The 14722-nt window shown below is 60.8% G+C and carries 17 protein-coding genes; 9 read left to right on the top strand and 8 right to left on the bottom strand.

Features of this window, described 5'->3' with window-relative positions:
* From metW to KGA88_RS06315, 5 genes are read left to right on the top strand one after another with little or no spacing between them, the layout of a single operon-like run.
* Window positions 1-621: a methionine biosynthesis protein MetW gene (gene metW / locus KGA88_RS06335; protein ID WP_007987819.1), complete on the top strand. Its 621-nt coding sequence runs from the start codon at window positions 1-3 to the stop codon at window positions 619-621.
* Between the two features lie 26 nt (window positions 622-647).
* Complete coding sequence (locus KGA88_RS06330) at window positions 648-1082, top strand: DUF4426 domain-containing protein (RefSeq protein ID WP_110659973.1); 435 nt, start codon at window positions 648-650, stop codon at window positions 1080-1082.
* Window positions 1079-1675 carry an RdgB/HAM1 family non-canonical purine NTP pyrophosphatase gene (gene rdgB, locus KGA88_RS06325; RefSeq protein ID WP_223589675.1) on the top strand — a complete coding sequence of 199 codons (597 nt, stop codon included), beginning with the start codon at window positions 1079-1081 and terminating at the stop codon, window positions 1673-1675. The genes KGA88_RS06330 and rdgB overlap by 4 nt, the downstream gene beginning before the upstream one ends.
* Window positions 1672-2877 carry a radical SAM family heme chaperone HemW gene (gene hemW / locus KGA88_RS06320; protein ID WP_110659975.1) on the top strand — a complete coding sequence of 402 codons (1206 nt, stop codon included), beginning with the start codon at window positions 1672-1674 and terminating at the stop codon, window positions 2875-2877. The genes rdgB and hemW overlap by 4 nt, the downstream gene beginning before the upstream one ends.
* Window positions 2878-2886: 9 nt before the next feature.
* Window positions 2887-3210, top strand: coding sequence for a DUF3392 domain-containing protein (locus KGA88_RS06315; RefSeq protein ID WP_007987827.1), 324 nt, complete (start codon window positions 2887-2889; stop codon window positions 3208-3210).
* Between the two features lie 116 nt (window positions 3211-3326).
* Here KGA88_RS06315 and trmB read toward each other — a convergent pair whose 3' ends face one another.
* The 4 genes from trmB to KGA88_RS06295 form a co-directional block, all read right to left on the bottom strand.
* Complete coding sequence (trmB, locus tag KGA88_RS06310; protein WP_223589672.1) at window positions 3327-4052, bottom strand: tRNA (guanosine(46)-N7)-methyltransferase TrmB; 726 nt, start codon at window positions 4050-4052, stop codon at window positions 3327-3329.
* Window positions 4053-4061: 9 nt separating this feature from the next.
* Complete coding sequence (locus tag KGA88_RS06305; protein ID WP_007975390.1) at window positions 4062-4856, bottom strand: thiazole synthase; 795 nt, start codon at window positions 4854-4856, stop codon at window positions 4062-4064.
* Window positions 4857-4916: 60 nt separating this feature from the next.
* Window positions 4917-5117: a sulfur carrier protein ThiS gene (gene thiS / locus KGA88_RS06300; protein WP_181432169.1), complete on the bottom strand. Its 201-nt coding sequence runs from the start codon at window positions 5115-5117 to the stop codon at window positions 4917-4919.
* 180 nt (window positions 5118-5297) lie between these two features.
* The gene (locus tag KGA88_RS06295; RefSeq protein ID WP_110663371.1) at window positions 5298-5669 is read right to left on the bottom strand and encodes a DUF423 domain-containing protein; all 372 of its coding nucleotides are present in this window, start codon (window positions 5667-5669) and stop codon (window positions 5298-5300) included.
* A 74-nt stretch (window positions 5670-5743) separates the two neighbouring features.
* Between KGA88_RS06295 and mtgA the strand changes: the two genes are divergently transcribed.
* Window positions 5744-6466, top strand: coding sequence for a monofunctional biosynthetic peptidoglycan transglycosylase (gene mtgA, locus KGA88_RS06290; RefSeq protein ID WP_223589669.1), 723 nt, complete (start codon window positions 5744-5746; stop codon window positions 6464-6466).
* 190 nt (window positions 6467-6656) lie between these two features.
* On the opposite strand, the gene rpoH is transcribed toward mtgA, so the two are convergent.
* The 4 genes from rpoH to ftsY form a co-directional block, all read right to left on the bottom strand.
* Window positions 6657-7511 carry an RNA polymerase sigma factor RpoH gene (rpoH, locus tag KGA88_RS06285; RefSeq protein ID WP_007975386.1) on the bottom strand — a complete coding sequence of 285 codons (855 nt, stop codon included), beginning with the start codon at window positions 7509-7511 and terminating at the stop codon, window positions 6657-6659.
* Window positions 7512-7631: 120 nt separating this feature from the next.
* The gene (gene ftsX / locus KGA88_RS06280) at window positions 7632-8654 is read right to left on the bottom strand and encodes a permease-like cell division protein FtsX (RefSeq protein ID WP_110661215.1); all 1023 of its coding nucleotides are present in this window, start codon (window positions 8652-8654) and stop codon (window positions 7632-7634) included.
* Window positions 8651-9322: a cell division ATP-binding protein FtsE gene (gene ftsE / locus KGA88_RS06275; RefSeq protein ID WP_007975383.1), complete on the bottom strand. Its 672-nt coding sequence runs from the start codon at window positions 9320-9322 to the stop codon at window positions 8651-8653. Before ftsE ends, ftsX begins: the two co-directional genes overlap by 4 nt.
* Window positions 9319-10839, bottom strand: coding sequence for a signal recognition particle-docking protein FtsY (ftsY, locus tag KGA88_RS06270; protein WP_223589666.1), 1521 nt, complete (start codon window positions 10837-10839; stop codon window positions 9319-9321). Before ftsY ends, ftsE begins: the two co-directional genes overlap by 4 nt.
* 343 nt (window positions 10840-11182) lie before the next feature.
* Here ftsY and KGA88_RS06265 point away from each other — a divergent pair, with 343 nt between their 5' ends.
* The 3 genes from KGA88_RS06265 to rsmD are packed head-to-tail and all read left to right on the top strand — an operon-like array spanning window position 11183 to window position 14617.
* Complete coding sequence (locus tag KGA88_RS06265; RefSeq protein WP_223589664.1) at window positions 11183-12538, top strand: M16 family metallopeptidase; 1356 nt, start codon at window positions 11183-11185, stop codon at window positions 12536-12538.
* On the top strand, window positions 12531-14021 hold the full coding sequence (locus KGA88_RS06260; protein WP_223589660.1) for a M16 family metallopeptidase: 1491 nt from the start codon (window positions 12531-12533) through the stop codon (window positions 14019-14021). Before KGA88_RS06265 ends, KGA88_RS06260 begins: the two co-directional genes overlap by 8 nt.
* Complete coding sequence (gene rsmD, locus KGA88_RS06255) at window positions 14021-14617, top strand: 16S rRNA (guanine(966)-N(2))-methyltransferase RsmD (RefSeq protein ID WP_110662683.1); 597 nt, start codon at window positions 14021-14023, stop codon at window positions 14615-14617. The genes KGA88_RS06260 and rsmD overlap by 1 nt, the downstream gene beginning before the upstream one ends.
* Window positions 14618-14722 lie beyond the last annotated feature (105 nt).

Genomic DNA, 14722 nt, shown 5'->3' with positions numbered 1-14722 from the left:
ATGAGAGCTGATCTGGAAATCATCCAGGAATGGATCCCCGCCGGCAGCCGCGTGCTTGACCTCGGCTGCGGCGATGGCGAACTGCTGACTTGGCTGCGCGACAACAAGCAAGTCACCGGCTATGGCCTGGAAAACGACGCCGACAACATTGCCGAATGCGTGGCCAAGGGCATCAACGTCATCGAACAGGACCTGGACAAGGGCCTGGGCAACTTTGCCAGCAACAGCTTCGATATCGTGGTCATGACCCAGGCGCTGCAAGCGGTGCACTACCCGGACAAGATCCTCGACGAAATGCTGCGGGTCGGCCGCCAGTGCATCATCACCTTCCCGAATTTCGGGCACTGGCGCTGCCGCTGGTACCTTGCGAGCAAGGGCCGGATGCCGGTTTCTGAATTCCTTCCTTACACTTGGTACAACACGCCGAACATCCACTTCTGTACCTTCGCGGACTTTGAAGCCTTGTGTCGCGAACGTGAAGCGAAGGTCATTGATCGGCTTGCCGTGGATCAACAGCATCGGCACGGGTGGGCCAGTAAGCTATGGCCTAATCTGTTAGGTGAGATCGGAATCTACCGCGTCAGCAGTCCGGGACTTTCCGACCACAAGGTCGCGGTCTGATCCACCCTATTTCAAGGAGAACGATCATGGGTCGTCTAGCGTTGCTTCTAATCACTGCCTGCCTGAGCGTCACCACCATGGCCGCCGACGCCATCAAGAGCGAACGCCAGGAAACCTTCGGTGACGTGACGGTGCATTACAACACCTTCAACTCCACCTACCTGCTACCGGACGTTGCCAAAGCCGCCCAACTGACGCGCGCCAAGGACCAGGGCGTGATCAACATTTCGGTGATCAAGGCCGGCACGCCGATGATGGCCGAGGTCAGCGGCACCGTTAAAGACCTGACCAGCCAAAGCTACACACTGAACTTCAAACAAGTCACCGAGCAGGGAGCGATCTACTACATCGCCCAATACCCGGTACCCCAGCAGGAAATCCGCACCTTCGACATCAAGGTGCAGACCGGCGACAAAATCAACACCATCAATTTCAACCAAGAGCTCTTCCCCGGCCAATGACCAACTTCACGCAACTCGTATTGGCCAGCCATAACGCCGGCAAACTCAAGGAACTCCAGGCCATGCTCGGCGAATCGGTGCAACTGCGCTCGATCGGCGAGTTCAGCAGCATCGAGCCCGAAGAAACCGGTCTGTCGTTCGTCGAGAACGCCATCCTCAAGGCCCGCAATGCCACGCGTATTTCCGGCCTGCCGGCGCTGGCCGACGATTCCGGGCTGGCCGTGGACTTCCTCGGCGGTGCGCCAGGTATCTACTCGGCGCGTTATGCCGACGGCAAGGGTGATGCGGCGAACAACGCCAAGCTGCTCGACGTGTTGAAAGACGTGCCTGAAGCCGAACGTGGCGCACAGTTCGTGTGCGTGCTGGCGCTGGTGCGTCACGCTGACGATCCGCTGCCGATCCTCTGCGAAGGTTTGTGGCACGGGCGCATCCTGACCCAGGCCAGCGGCGATCACGGTTTTGGCTACGACCCGCTGTTCTGGGTACCGGAGCGCGATTGCTCCAGCGCCGAGCTGAGCCCGGGCGACAAGAATCAGATCAGCCACCGCGCCCGTGCAATGGATCTGCTGCGCCAGCGTCTGGGCTTGAAATGACCCGTGAATCATCCGCGTCGCCGCTGATCTTCGGCGGCGACGCTCAATCGCCTCGAGCGACCCTGCCTGTGCTGCCGCCACTGGCGCTGTATATCCACATCCCGTGGTGCGTGCGCAAATGCCCTTACTGCGACTTCAACTCCCACACCGCCAGCCCTGTGCTGCCGGAAGAAGAGTACGTCGACGCCTTGCTGGCCGACCTCGATCAGGACCTGCACGCCGTCTATGGTCGTGAGTTGAGCTCGATTTTCTTCGGTGGCGGCACGCCGAGCCTGTTCAGTGCTGATTCGCTGGGTCGATTGCTCAAAGGCGTCGAACAACGCATCCCGTTTGCCAGCGACATCGAAATCACGCTGGAAGCAAATCCGGGGACGTTCGAGCAAGACAAGTTCGTGGCGTACCGGAAGCTGGGGATCAATCGCCTGTCGATCGGCATCCAGAGTTTCCAGCAAGAAAAGCTTGAGGCCCTGGGGCGGATTCACAACGGCGACGAAGCCGTACGCGCCGCTGGCATGGCGCGGCAGGCCGGGTTCGACAACTTCAACCTGGACTTGATGCATGGCTTGCCGAATCAGTCCCTGGACGACGCCTTGGCCGACCTGCACACAGCCATTGCCCTGAAACCGACACACCTGTCGTGGTATCAACTGACCCTGGAACCGAACACGGTGTTCTGGAACCAGCCGCCGACGCTGCCCGAAGACGATACGCTGTGGGACATCCAGGAAGCCGGGCAAGCGCTGCTGGCCGAACACGGTTACGCACAGTACGAAGTATCGGCCTATGCATTGCCCGGTCGCCCGGCGCGCCACAACCTCAATTACTGGAGTTTTGGCGACTTCATTGGCATCGGCGCCGGCGCCCATGGCAAGCTCAGCCATCCGGACGGACGCATCATTCGCACCTGGAAGACCCGCCTGCCGAAGGATTACCTGAATCCGGCAAAAAGCTTCCGGGCCGGCGAGAAAGCGCTGGGCAACGATGAAATGCCGTTCGAATTCCTGATGAACGCGCTGCGCCTGACTGAAGGCGTCGAATCGCGGCTGTACCCGGAACGTACCGGCATGACCCTGGAAAGCCTTGCTGAAGGCCGCCGTGAAGCCGAACAAAGCGGCCTGTTGCAGGTCGAACCGTCACGTCTGGTAGCCACCGAGCGCGGACAACTCTTCCTCAACGACTTGCTGCAGAAATTTCTGACATAAGGAAATCCAATGGATTTGGTACTCGACCTGCTTGCCACCGTGTCTCGCTGGAGTCGCAGCAACCTCTCGGAAATCGCCCTGGCCCTGGTGGGCTGCCTGCTGGTGCTGTTTGGTGCGGATTTCAAAGGCTGGGTCGAGCAGCGCCTGGGCAGCATCGCCGGCGCCTTGCGCGTGCCGCTGATGTCCCTGCTGTGCATGATCGGCAGCGGCGCGGCACTGATCTACGCCACGCCTTGGGTCGTGCGCGGCTTGAGCCAGTTCAACAACTACAGCCTGGCACCGGTGTTGCTGGTGGTGCTGGTGCTGATTGGCGTCGTGGCTGACCGCCGCTGACTTCCAGGCGCAAAAAAAACCTGTAGGAGCCGGCTTGCTGGCGATGGGGGGTCAGACACTTCAGTGTTGACTGACACACCATCGCCAGCAAGCCGGCTCCTACAGGTTTGTACGGATCAGGACAGTTTTTCGAACTTCAAATCCCAAACCCCATGCCCAAGACGCTCGCCACGGCGTTCGAACTTGGTGATCGGCCGCTCGGCCGGGCGCGGTACGCACTTGCCGTCTTCGGCGAGGTTGCGGTAACCCGGCGCAACGTTCATCACTTCCAGCATGTACTCGGCATACGGTTCCCAGTCGGTGGCCATGTGCAGAATGCCGCCGACTTTCAACTTGCTGCGCACCAGCTCAGCGAAGGACGCCTGAACGATACGGCGCTTGTGGTGACGGCTCTTGTGCCACGGATCCGGGAAAAACAGCATCAGGCGATCGAGGCTGTTATCGGCCACGCAGCGGTTGAGCACTTCGATGGCATCGCAATCGTAGACTCGCAGGTTGGTCAAACCCTGGGTCAGTACGCCATTGAGCAGCGCACCGACACCCGGACGGTGAACCTCGACGCCGATGAAATCCTGGTCCGGCGCGGCCGCTGCCATTTCCAGCAGCGAATGGCCCATGCCGAAACCGATTTCCAGCGAGCGCGGTGCCGAGCGACCGAATACCTGGTCGAAATCCACCGGTGCGTCGGCCAACGGCAGCACGAACAGTGGCGTGCCCTGCTCCAGGCCCTTTTGCTGGCCTTCGGTCATGCGCCCTGCACGCATCACGAAACTCTTGATGCGGCGGTGTTGGCGCTCGTCGCCTTCTTCCGTCTGGATTGGCGTGTCGTTCGATTCAGTCATCAATGGCTCTTACTTGATCAGACCATCCAGCGGCGAAGAGGCGCTGGCATAGAGTTTTTTCGGCATGCGGCCGGCGAGATAGGCCAGGCGACCTGCGACGATCGCATGTTTCATGGCTTCAGCCATCATGACCGGCTGCTGGGCGTGGGCGATGGCCGAGTTCATCAGCACCGCATCACACCCCAGCTCCATGGCGATGGTGGCGTCGGAAGCAGTGCCGACACCGGCATCCACCAGCACGGGAATCTTGGCTTCTTCCAAGATGATCTGCAGGTTGTACGGATTGCAGATCCCCAGGCCAGAGCCGATCAGACCGGCCAGCGGCATCACCGCGATGCAGCCGATTTCCGCCAATTGACGGGCGATGATCGGATCATCACTGGTGTAGACCATCACGTCGAAGCCTTCCTTGACCAGCGTTTCGGCGGCCTTGAGGGTTTCGATCACGTTGGGAAACAGGGTTTTCTGGTCGGCCAGCACTTCCAGCTTGACCAGGTTGTGGCCGTCGAGCAGTTCACGGGCCAGGCGGCAGGTGCGCACGGCTTCGATGGCGTCGTAGCAACCGGCGGTGTTCGGCAGGAAGGTGTAACGATCCGGCGACAGCACTTCGAGCAGGTTCGGCTCGCCCTCGATCTGCCCGAGGTTGGTGCGGCGCACGGCGAACGTGACGATCTCGGCGCCCGAGGCTTCGATGGCCAGGCGGGTTTCTTCCATGTCACGGTACTTGCCGGTACCGACCAGCAAACGCGACTGGTAAGTACGACCGGCCAGGACGAAAGGCTTGTCGCTACGAACGATGCTCATGGGAAATCCTCTGTAGGGGTGAGGTACTTGCAGAATTCTGTGGCCACTGGGCCGAGGTTGCTAGCCGCCGCCGATGGCGTGCACCACTTCGACGTTGTCGCCGTCGTTGAGCGTGGTATCGGCGTGCTGACTGCGCGGGACGATATCCAGATTGAGTTCGACTGCCACCCGGCGTCCGGTCAGTTCCAGACGGGTGATCAGGGCCGCAACGGTTTCACCGTCGGGCAGTTCAAAGGATTCGCCGTTCAACTGAATGCGCATGCCGGATGCCGCCATCATTTTTAGGGGCAGGCATTCTAGCCCGATCAATCAGGCCGACCCAAGCCATTCGTCTTGAAATGGACAGACGAACCGTAGGAGCCGGCTTGCTGGCGATGCAGGCGACTCGGTCTGTCTGTTTCACCGCGTCGTCCGTATCGCCAGCAAGCCGGCTCCTACAGGTCAGGCCAATCGGTAGGCAGCGAGGCCCAGGCACAACCAGCCCACCAGAAAGGCCAGGCCACCGAACGGGGTGATGATGCCGAGTTTGCTGATGCCCGTCAGCGTCAATAGATACAGGCTGCCGGAGAACAGCAAGATACCGATGACAAACGATGCACCCGCCCAAGTCACCAGACGCCCGGGGATCTGCGTGGCCAGCAACGCGACGCCCAACAATGCCAGGGTGTGCACCAGTTGATAGGTGACGCCGGTATGGAAGATCGCCAGGTACTCGGCGCTCAAGCTGTTTTTCAGGCCGTGGGCGGCAAAGGCCCCGAGGCCGACACCGGTGAAGCCGAAAAAAGCGGCCAGCATCAGAAAGCCACGCAGCATGCAGAACTCCAGTCAGTTTCGATCCAAAGGGTCTGTATAATGGCCCGCTCAACGGGTTCGGCCAAGCCATCTCTATGCTGCGTATCTATTTCCGTCGCTTCACCAAGGCCGTGCTCTGGTTCATGGGTGGCAGCGTATTGCTGGTGCTGATCTTTCGCGTGGTGCCGCCACCGGGGACGGCGTTGATGGTCGAGCGCAAGATCGAATCCTGGTTCGATGCCGAACCCATAGACCTGCAACGGACCTGGAAACCCTGGGACGAGATCTCCGATGACCTCAAGGTCGCCGTGATTGCCGGCGAAGATCAGAAATTCCCGGAGCACTGGGGCTTCGATATCGGCGCGATTCAGGCGGCATTTGCCCATAACGAGCGCGGCGGCTCGATCCGTGGCGCCAGCACCCTGAGCCAGCAGGTTTCGAAAAACCTGTTCCTGTGGTCCGGCCGCAGCTGGCTGCGCAAAGGCCTGGAGGCCTGGTTTACCGCGCTGATCGAAGTGTTCTGGCCCAAACAGCGAATTCTTGAGGTGTACCTCAACAGTGTCGAATGGGATGACGGCGTGTTTGGCGCCGAAGCGGCGGCCCGACACCACTTTGGCGTGAGCGCCAAAGGCCTCAGCCGCCAGCAGTCGAGCTTGCTCGCCGCCGTGCTGCCCAACCCGCGGGTCTGGAGCGCCAGCCATCCGACTTCCTATGTAGCGCGGCGGGCGGGGTGGATCCGGCAACAGATGAGCCAGCTGGGTGGCGAGAGCTATCTGGTCGGACTGAACGACTCGCGCCGGGCGCCTTGGGCCGAATAACACTGAAGATCCCCTGTGGGAGCGGGCTTGCTCGCGAAAGCGGTGTATCAGACAGCGTCAATGTCGACTGACAGGACGCCTTCGCGAGCAAGCCCGCTCCCACATTGGCTCTGCGGTGTACCAAGGCTCATCGAACAAACAAAAACGCCCCGATCAATAACCGGGGCGTTTTTTATTGCCGGCTCGCCGGTTAGGCGGCGATCGACAACTTGAGCTTGTTCATCGCGCTCTTCTCAAGCTGACGAATACGCTCGGCCGACACGTTGTACTTCTGCGCCAGGTCGTGCAGCGTGGCTTTTTCTTCCGCCAGCCAGCGCTGGTAGAGGATGTCACGGCTGCGGTCGTCCAGCACTTCCAGCGCTTCGTGCAGGTTGTGGTTGGAGTTGTCGCTCCAGTCGGCGTCTTCCAGTTGACGGGCCGGGTCGTACCGGTGGTCTTCCAGATAGTTGGCCGGCGACTGGAAAGCACTGTCGTCGTCCGCTTCGGCAGCCGGGTCAAAAGCCATGTCATGGCCCGTCAGGCGGCTTTCCATCTCGCGCACTTCCCGAGGCTCTACACCCAGGCTTTCCGCCACACGATGGACTTCCTCGTTGTTCAACCAGGCCAGACGCTTCTTCTGGCTTCGCAGGTTGAAGAACAACTTGCGCTGGGCCTTGGTGGTCGCGACTTTCACGATGCGCCAGTTGCGCAGGATGAACTCGTGGATTTCCGCCTTGATCCAGTGCACGGCAAAGGACACCAGGCGCACGCCCATTTCCGGGTTGAAGCGCTTCACGGCCTTCATCAGGCCAACGTTGCCTTCCTGGATCAGGTCAGCCTGAGCCAGGCCGTAGCCGGAATAGCTACGGGCGATATGTACGACAAAACGCAGGTGGGCGAGCACCATCTGCCGAGCCGCCCCCAAATCCTGCTCATAATAGAGACTCTCGGCCAGTTCACGCTCCTGCTCCGGCGACAGCAATGGAATGCTGTTGACGGTGTGCACATAGGCCTCCAGGTTCGCACCCGGGACCAGAGCATATGCAGGTTGCAAAGAATTGGTCATACGAAAAAACCTCCGACTTACAAACTCGTGCAGTTCAGCACTGCGAAAATTGACCGGAAACCGAAAGACAAGTTCCCTAAAACCCAAAAACGCTGAAAGGTCAATACGAGCAAAATGATACTACTTAGGCGCAAGCTCCCTCAGGTGGCGTGCGACTGCAATCCATGCACCGATATACCCCAACAGCACCGCGCCAAGCAAGAGAGACAGACCGTCGGCAACTGGCACTCCAGCCAGCGCAAAATCACTGCCGTACAAACCAGCCAGCCCTACTACCGCGTCGTTCAGCCAATCAAGGCCGAAAGCCAGCACCCCCCAGGACAGAATCCCCGCACCGAAGCCATACAACGCACCCATATACAGAAAGGGCCTGCGTACATAGCTGTCAGTGCCGCCGACCAGTTTAATCACTTCTATCTCTGTGCGGCGGTTTTCAATATGAAGACGAATGGTATTGCCTATCACCAAAAGTAATGCAGAAACCAAAAGCACGGTCAGACCGAAGACAAATCGGTCACCCAGCTTGAGAATGGCTGCCAGACGCTCGACCCAGACTAAATCAAGTTGCGCCTGTTGTACCTTCGGCAGCTCGGATAGTTTTTGTCTTAATGCTTCAAGGGCCGGCTTGTCGACTTCGTTCGGCGTCACCAGGACCACGCCCGGCAGCGGGTTCTCCGGCAATTCCTTGAGTGCCTCGCCCAGCCCGGACTGTTGCTGGAACTCTTCCAGCGCCTGCTCGCGGCCAACGTATTCGGCATCGGCCACACCAGGCATGCCCTTGATCTGATCGCGCAGCGATTCGCCTTCGGCCGGCTTGGCCTCAAGGTCCAGATACAGGGAGATCTGTGCCGCGCGCTGCCAGGAACCACCCAAGCGTTCGACGTTACTTAGCAAAAGTGACAGGCCCATGGGCAAACTCAGGGCCACCGCCATCACCATGCAGGTGAAAAAACTGCCGATGGGCTGCTTGCCCAGGCGGCGCAGGCTGTCGACCATGCTGGCGCGATGACTTTCGATCCAGGCGCGGAACAACGTGGCAAAGTCCGGCCCGTCATCATCATCGTGTTTCTTCTTTTGCGGCTGCGGATCGGCAGCCTTCGGGGCTACGCGCTCGGAAACCTTGGGGCTACGTGTCGCACTCATACTGCCGCCTCCCCGTCACCGATCAATCGACCGCGTTGCAGTGTCAGCATGCGATGGCGCATGCGGGCAATCAGGGCCAGGTCGTGACTGGCGATCAGCACACTGGTGCCCAGGCGATTGATATCTTCGAACACACCCATGATCTCGGCGGCCAGACGCGGGTCGAGGTTACCGGTCGGTTCGTCCGCCAGCAGCAAGGCCGGGCGATGAACGATGGCGCGGGCGATGCCGACGCGCTGCTGCTGACCAGTGGACAGGTCGCCCGGATACAGATCGGTTTTATCCGACAACGCCACGCGCTCCAGTGCCGAGTCCACGCGCTTGGCGATCTCGGCCTTGGACAGCCCCAGGATCTGCAAAGGCAGCGCGACGTTGTTGAACACCGTGCGATCGAACAGCAACTGATGATTCTGGAACACCACGCCGATCTGCCGACGCAAGAAAGGAATCTGCGCGTTGCTGATGGTGCTCAGGTCTTGCCCGGCGAGCAGCAGCTTGCCGCTGGTCGGGCGCTCCATCGCCAGCAGCAGGCGCAAGAGTGTGGATTTACCGGCGCCGGAATGGCCGGTGACAAACAAGAACTCGCCACGACGGACTCGAAAGCTCAGCTCATGCAAGCCGACGTGACCGTTCGGGTAGCGCTTACCGACCTGTTCGAAACGAATCATGAACGCTCCCGCTCGGCAAACAATGCCTGGACAAAGGGTTCTGCTTCAAAGGTACGCAAATCGTCGATGCCTTCACCGACACCGATGTAGCGGATCGGCAGGCCGAACTGCTTGGCCAGGGCAAAAATCACTCCACCCTTGGCGGTGCCGTCGAGTTTGGTCAGCGCCAGGCCAGTCAGTTCGACGGTCTGGTTGAATTGCTTGGCCTGGTTGATGGCGTTCTGGCCGGTGCCGGCGTCGAGCACCAACAGCACTTCGTGAGGAGCGTCGGCGTCGAGCTTGCCAATTACGCGGCGAACCTTTTTCAGCTCTTCCATCAGGTTGTCTTTGGTGTGCAGGCGGCCGGCGGTGTCGGCGATCAGCACATCGATGCCACGGGCCTTGGCGGCCTGCACGGCGTCGAAGATCACCGAAGCCGAGTCGGCGCCAGTGTGCTGCGCGATCACCGGGATCTTGTTGCGCTCACCCCAGACCTGCAACTGCTCCACCGCCGCGGCGCGGAAGGTGTCGCCGGCGGCGAGCATGACTTTCTTGCCTTCCAGCTGCAGCTTCTTCGCCAGCTTGCCGATGGTGGTGGTCTTGCCGGCACCGTTGACGCCGACAACCAGAATCACGAACGGCTTGTTCTGCGAGGTGATTTTCAGCGGCTGCTCGACAGGCTTGAGCATGGCGGCCAGCTCGGCCTGCAGGGATTTGTACAGGGCGTCGGAGTCGGCCAGTTCTTTGCGCGCGACCTTCTGCGTCAGGCGCTGAATGATCACCGACGTGGCTTCGACACCAACGTCGGCGGTCAGCAAGCGGGTTTCGAGGTCTTCGAGCAGTTCGTCATCGATCGCCTTCTTGCCCAGGAACAGGCTGGCCATGCCTTCGCCGATACTGGCGCTGGTCTTGGACAGGCCCTGTTTGAGGCGGGCGAAGAAACCGGCTTTGGTTTCTTCGCTGCGCACAGGCTCTACCGGGGTTTCGACGGGCGCCGCGATCGATTCAGGAATCGGAGCGGGTGCAGGCGCCTGAGCAACCGGAGCAACCGGAGCAACCGGAGCAACGAATACCGGAACCTCTGGCTGGCTGACAACGGGCGCAGGCTCGGTCACGATGACCGGTTCAACAATCGGCTCAACCACTGGCGCATGAACCGGCGCCGGCGTAAACGCTGCCGGAGCCGGAATCGGTGGAGTCACGTGAGGAGCCAGGTCATTCTCGACCAATGCCACGGGCTCTTCCGCCACAGGCAGGGTCAGCCACGGCTCGGCAGCAGTGCTCAGCGGTTGCTCGAAGATTTCACTGACAGGTTCGGCAACGACTTCGGCCTGCGGTTGCAGCACCGGCTCGGCAATCGGCAGGACCACCGGCGCGGGCGCTTCTTCTATTACCGGAGCCGCGACAGGCGCTGGCTCAGGAACGGCTTGTGGCTGTTCGACGACGGCTTCCTGCGGCTTTTTGCGCAGCCATCCGAACAGGCTTTTCTTCTCGCCAGCCGCAGCTGGGGTCTTCTTGTCGTCGTTGGAACCAAACATGGAGGACGGCTATCTCACGGTAGCGACGCGCCAATGGCGCCCCGGCAAATAAATAATCGATGCAGAACAGACTGCGATTGACCCAGCTTGTTCACGCGCAACATTTTGTCGAGGAGCCAACGGCGCCTCAAAGGTCGACTAACACGAAGGACTGGAACGGCATCGTCGGCGAAAACGCAGAGTTTAGCTGACAAACTCAAAGTCTCTGCCGGTAACCCATGCAACCCACAGGCCGGTCAAAGGCCTGATAGGCGTGGCCGCCAGTAAAACGGATCAGTATCCTAGCACCCTCTCGCCCGCTGACGCTAAGAACAAGCGGGCAGCCCCAAAGGTTTAAAAACGAATGAATGCTCTTGCCCGCCGCGCCGCAGGCCTGCTGCTCAGCACGGTTTGCCTGCCCCTTTCGGCCCTGGCTGCCGACCCGCAACCCACCCACGAATTCACCCTCGACAATGGTCTGAAGGTGGTCGTGCGTGAAGACCACCGTGCACCCGTGGTGGTTTCCCAAGTCTGGTACAAGGTCGGCTCCAGCTACGAGACGCCGGGCAATACCGGCCTGTCCCACGCTCTGGAACACATGATGTTCAAGGGTAGCGAGAAAGTCGGCCCCGGCGAAGCCTCGCTGATCCTGCGCGACCTCGGCGCTGAAGAGAATGCATTCACCAGCGATGATTTCACCGCGTACTACCAGGTGCTGGCCCGGGATCGCCTGGGCGTGGCCTTCGAGCTGGAAGCCGACCGCATGGCCAGCTTGCGCCTGCCACCTGATGAGTTCGCCAAGGAAATCGAGGTCATCAAGGAAGAGCGTCGCCTGCGTACCGACGACAAGCCGATGTCCAAGGCCTACGAGCGTTTCAAGGCCATGGCCTACCCGGCCAGCGGCTACCACACGCCGACCATCGGTTGGATGGCCGACCTTGAGCGGATGAAAGTCGAAGAGCTGCGCCACTGGTACGAAACCTGGTACGTGCCTAACAACGCCACGCTGGTGGTGGTTGGCGATGTCACCCCGGACGAAGTCAAAACCCTGGCCCAACGCTATTTCGGCCCGATCGCCCGGCGTGAAGTGCCGGCCGCGAAAAAACCGCTGGAACTGGCTGAACCGGGCGAGCGCCAGATCACCCTGCATGTGCAGACCCAACTGCCCAGCCTGATGCTGGCCTTCAACGTACCGAGCATCTCCACCGCCGACGACAAACGCCTGGTCAATGCCCTGCGCCTGATCTCGGCGCTGCTCGACGGCGGCTACAGCGGACGCATCCCGACGCAACTGGAGCGTGGCGAAGAACTGGTGTCCGGCGGCTCGTCGAGTTACGACGCCTACACCCGCGGCGACAGCCTCTTCACCCTGTCGGCATCGCCAAACTCGCAGAAAAACAAGACCATTGCCCAGGCGCAAGCCGGTTTGTGGAAGCTGCTCGACCAGTTGAAAACCACGGCGCCAACCGCTGAAGAGCTTGAACGCGTACGTGCACAAGTCATCGCCGGCCTGGTCTTCGAGCGCGACTCGATCACCAGTCAGGCCACGGCCATTGGCCAACTGGAAACCGTCGGTCTGTCATGGAAACTGATGGACACCGAACTGGCCGACCTGGAAAGCGTCACGCCGGAAGACATCCAGAAAGCCGCCAAGCTGTATTTCACCCGCGAACGTCTCAGCGTCGCCCATGTACTGCCTCTGGAGACGACTCATGAGTGAGCGTAAAAAATCCCGCCTGGCCCTGATCGGGTTGATCGCCGTTGCCGTGATCGGTTCTGCCGCGTTCTATTTGTCGCGCTCTGGCCAAACCAATGCCAGTGAAGCCCTGGACAAGGCCAAGGCCAGCCAGAAACTGCAGTCGCTGACCGAGCTCAACGGCAAGGCACCGGACCACCGCAAGCTGGACGTGCAGACCTGGAACACCGCCGAAGGCACCAAAGTGCTGTTTGTCGAAGCCCATGAGCTGCCGATGTTCGACATGCGCCTGATCTTCGCCGCCGGCAGTAGCCAGGACGGCGACGCACCGGGCCTGGCGCTGTTGACCAACGCCATGCTCAACGAAGGCGTGGCCGGCAAGGACGTCGGTGCCATTGCCCAGGGCTTCGAAGGCCTGGGCGCCGATTTCGGCAACGGCGCTTACAAGGACATGGCAATCGCCTCGCTGCGCAGTCTCAGTGCCAAGGACAAACGCGAGCCGGCCCTGCAGTTGTTCGCCGAAGTCATCGGCAAGCCGACTTTCCCTGCCGATTCGCTGGAGCGCATCAAGAACCAGATGCTCGCCGGTTTTGAATACCAGAAACAGAACCCCGGCAAACTGGCGAGCCTGGAACTGATGAACCGTCTGTACGGTGATCACCCGTACGCGCATTCCAGCGACGGCACGGCGAAAAGCGTACCGGCGATCACCGCGGCACAACTGCGTGCTTTCCACGAGAAAGCCTACGCAGCCGGTAACGTGGTCATCGCACTGGTCGGTGACCTGTCCCGCGCAGAAGCAGAAGCCATTGCTGCGCAGGTTTCCAACGCCCTGCCCAAAGGCCCGGCCTTGCCGAAGATCGCGCAACCGGTCGAACCCAAGGCCAGCGTCGGCCACATCGAGTTCCCGTCCAAGCAGACCAACCTGATGCTCGCGCAATTGGGCATCGACCGCGACGACCCGGACTACGCGGCATTGTCCATGGGTAACCAGATTCTCGGTGGCGGTGGCTTCGGCACCCGCTTGATGAGCGAAGTGCGCGAGAAGCGTGGCCTGACTTACGGCGTGTATTCGGGCTTCACCCCGATGCAGGTGCGCGGCCCGTTCATGATCAATCTGCAGACCCGGGCCGAGATGAGCGAGGGCACCCTGAAACTGGTGCAGGACGTGCTCGCCGACTACCTTAAAACCGGCCCGACGGAAAAAGAGCTCGACGACGCCAAGCGCGAACTGGCCGGCAGCTTCCCGCTGTCCACCGCGAGCAATGCCGATATCGTCGGCCAACTGGGCGCCATCGGCTTCTATAACCTGCCGCTGAGTCACCTGGAAGACTTCATGCAACAGTCCCAGGACTTGACCGTCGAGCAGGTCAAAGCGGCCATGAACAAACACCTGAGCACGGATAAAATGGTCATCGTCAGCGCTGGCCCGACCGTGCCGCAAAAGCCGTTACCGGCCCCTACTGATAAACCTTCCGAGCAGCCGCTCGGGGTTCCGGAGCATTAATGGCCAGTCCAAAAAAACCAGCACGCAACGTCCATAACGGCGTGAACCAACTGCGCATCATCGGCGGCGAATGGCGCAGCCGGAAGCTGAGCTTCCCCGACGCCCCGGGCCTGCGCCCGACGCCGGACCGCGTGCGTGAAACCCTGTTCAACTGGCTCGCGCCGTACGTGCCGGGCGCCAAGGTGCTCGACCCGTTTACCGGGAGCGGTGCGCTATTCCTCGAAGCCTTATCTCGCGGCGCGGCCATGGGCCAGGCGCTGGATGCCAGCAATATCGCGGTGTCCAGCCTGAAGGAGCACCTGGGTACGCTGCGTTGCACCAACGGCCAGGTCCAGACCGCTGACGCCCTGCGCTACCTGGAAACCCAGACCGCAACGGCCTACGACCTGGTGTTCCTCGATCCGCCGTTCAACCAGAACCTGCTGCCCGCCGTCTGCAAGTTGCTCGAAGAACGCCAATGGCTGGCCGAAGATGCCTGGGTGTATACCGAAAGCGAGTCGGCGCCTTCGACCCTGGGCCTGCCGGAGAACTGGCGCCTGCACCGGGAGCAAAAATCCGGGCGCGTGTATTACTCGTTGTGGCAACGCAGCGCCTGAATGCCTGGCGAGATGACAGCACCAAAGCCTACTTGGCAATGCCCTACATAGTTACCGCCTGACACCCTCCCGGATCATCCACAGTGGTTTGCGCAAATACCTGCA

The sequence above is a fragment of the Pseudomonas sp. A-R-19 genome (assembly GCF_019956575.1).
Taxonomy (GTDB): Bacteria; Pseudomonadota; Gammaproteobacteria; order Pseudomonadales; family Pseudomonadaceae; genus Aquipseudomonas.
The sequence above is the reverse complement of the archived record's forward strand: the minus strand, read 5'-3'. Positions and strand labels throughout refer to the sequence as shown.

What these genes read in the sequence shown, in the direction of transcription:
- mtgA (WP_223589669.1), top strand. Translation starts at nt 5,744, where the DNA reads ATGCTGCGTATCTATTTCCGTCGCTTCACCAAGGCCGTGCTCTGGTTC.
- rsmD (WP_110662683.1), top strand. Translation starts at nt 14,021, where the DNA reads ATGGCCAGTCCAAAAAAACCAGCACGCAACGTCCATAACGGCGTGAAC.
- hemW (WP_110659975.1), top strand. Translation starts at nt 1,672, where the DNA reads ATGACCCGTGAATCATCCGCGTCGCCGCTGATCTTCGGCGGCGACGCT.
- KGA88_RS06315 (WP_007987827.1), top strand. Translation starts at nt 2,887, where the DNA reads ATGGATTTGGTACTCGACCTGCTTGCCACCGTGTCTCGCTGGAGTCGC.
- ftsX (WP_110661215.1), bottom strand. Translation starts at nt 8,654, where the DNA reads ATGAGTGCGACACGTAGCCCCAAGGTTTCCGAGCGCGTAGCCCCGAAG.
- KGA88_RS06305 (WP_007975390.1), bottom strand. Translation starts at nt 4,856, where the DNA reads ATGAGCATCGTTCGTAGCGACAAGCCTTTCGTCCTGGCCGGTCGTACT.
- KGA88_RS06330 (WP_110659973.1), top strand. Translation starts at nt 648, where the DNA reads ATGGGTCGTCTAGCGTTGCTTCTAATCACTGCCTGCCTGAGCGTCACC.
- ftsE (WP_007975383.1), bottom strand. Translation starts at nt 9,322, where the DNA reads ATGATTCGTTTCGAACAGGTCGGTAAGCGCTACCCGAACGGTCACGTC.
- trmB (WP_223589672.1), bottom strand. Translation starts at nt 4,052, where the DNA reads ATGACTGAATCGAACGACACGCCAATCCAGACGGAAGAAGGCGACGAG.
- KGA88_RS06260 (WP_223589660.1), top strand. Translation starts at nt 12,531, where the DNA reads ATGAGTGAGCGTAAAAAATCCCGCCTGGCCCTGATCGGGTTGATCGCC.
- KGA88_RS06295 (WP_110663371.1), bottom strand. Translation starts at nt 5,669, where the DNA reads ATGCTGCGTGGCTTTCTGATGCTGGCCGCTTTTTTCGGCTTCACCGGT.
- KGA88_RS06265 (WP_223589664.1), top strand. Translation starts at nt 11,183, where the DNA reads ATGAATGCTCTTGCCCGCCGCGCCGCAGGCCTGCTGCTCAGCACGGTT.
- thiS (WP_181432169.1), bottom strand. Translation starts at nt 5,117, where the DNA reads ATGCGCATTCAGTTGAACGGCGAATCCTTTGAACTGCCCGACGGTGAA.
- metW (WP_007987819.1), top strand. Translation starts at nt 1, where the DNA reads ATGAGAGCTGATCTGGAAATCATCCAGGAATGGATCCCCGCCGGCAGC.
- ftsY (WP_223589666.1), bottom strand. Translation starts at nt 10,839, where the DNA reads ATGTTTGGTTCCAACGACGACAAGAAGACCCCAGCTGCGGCTGGCGAG.
- rpoH (WP_007975386.1), bottom strand. Translation starts at nt 7,511, where the DNA reads ATGACCAATTCTTTGCAACCTGCATATGCTCTGGTCCCGGGTGCGAAC.
- rdgB (WP_223589675.1), top strand. Translation starts at nt 1,079, where the DNA reads ATGACCAACTTCACGCAACTCGTATTGGCCAGCCATAACGCCGGCAAA.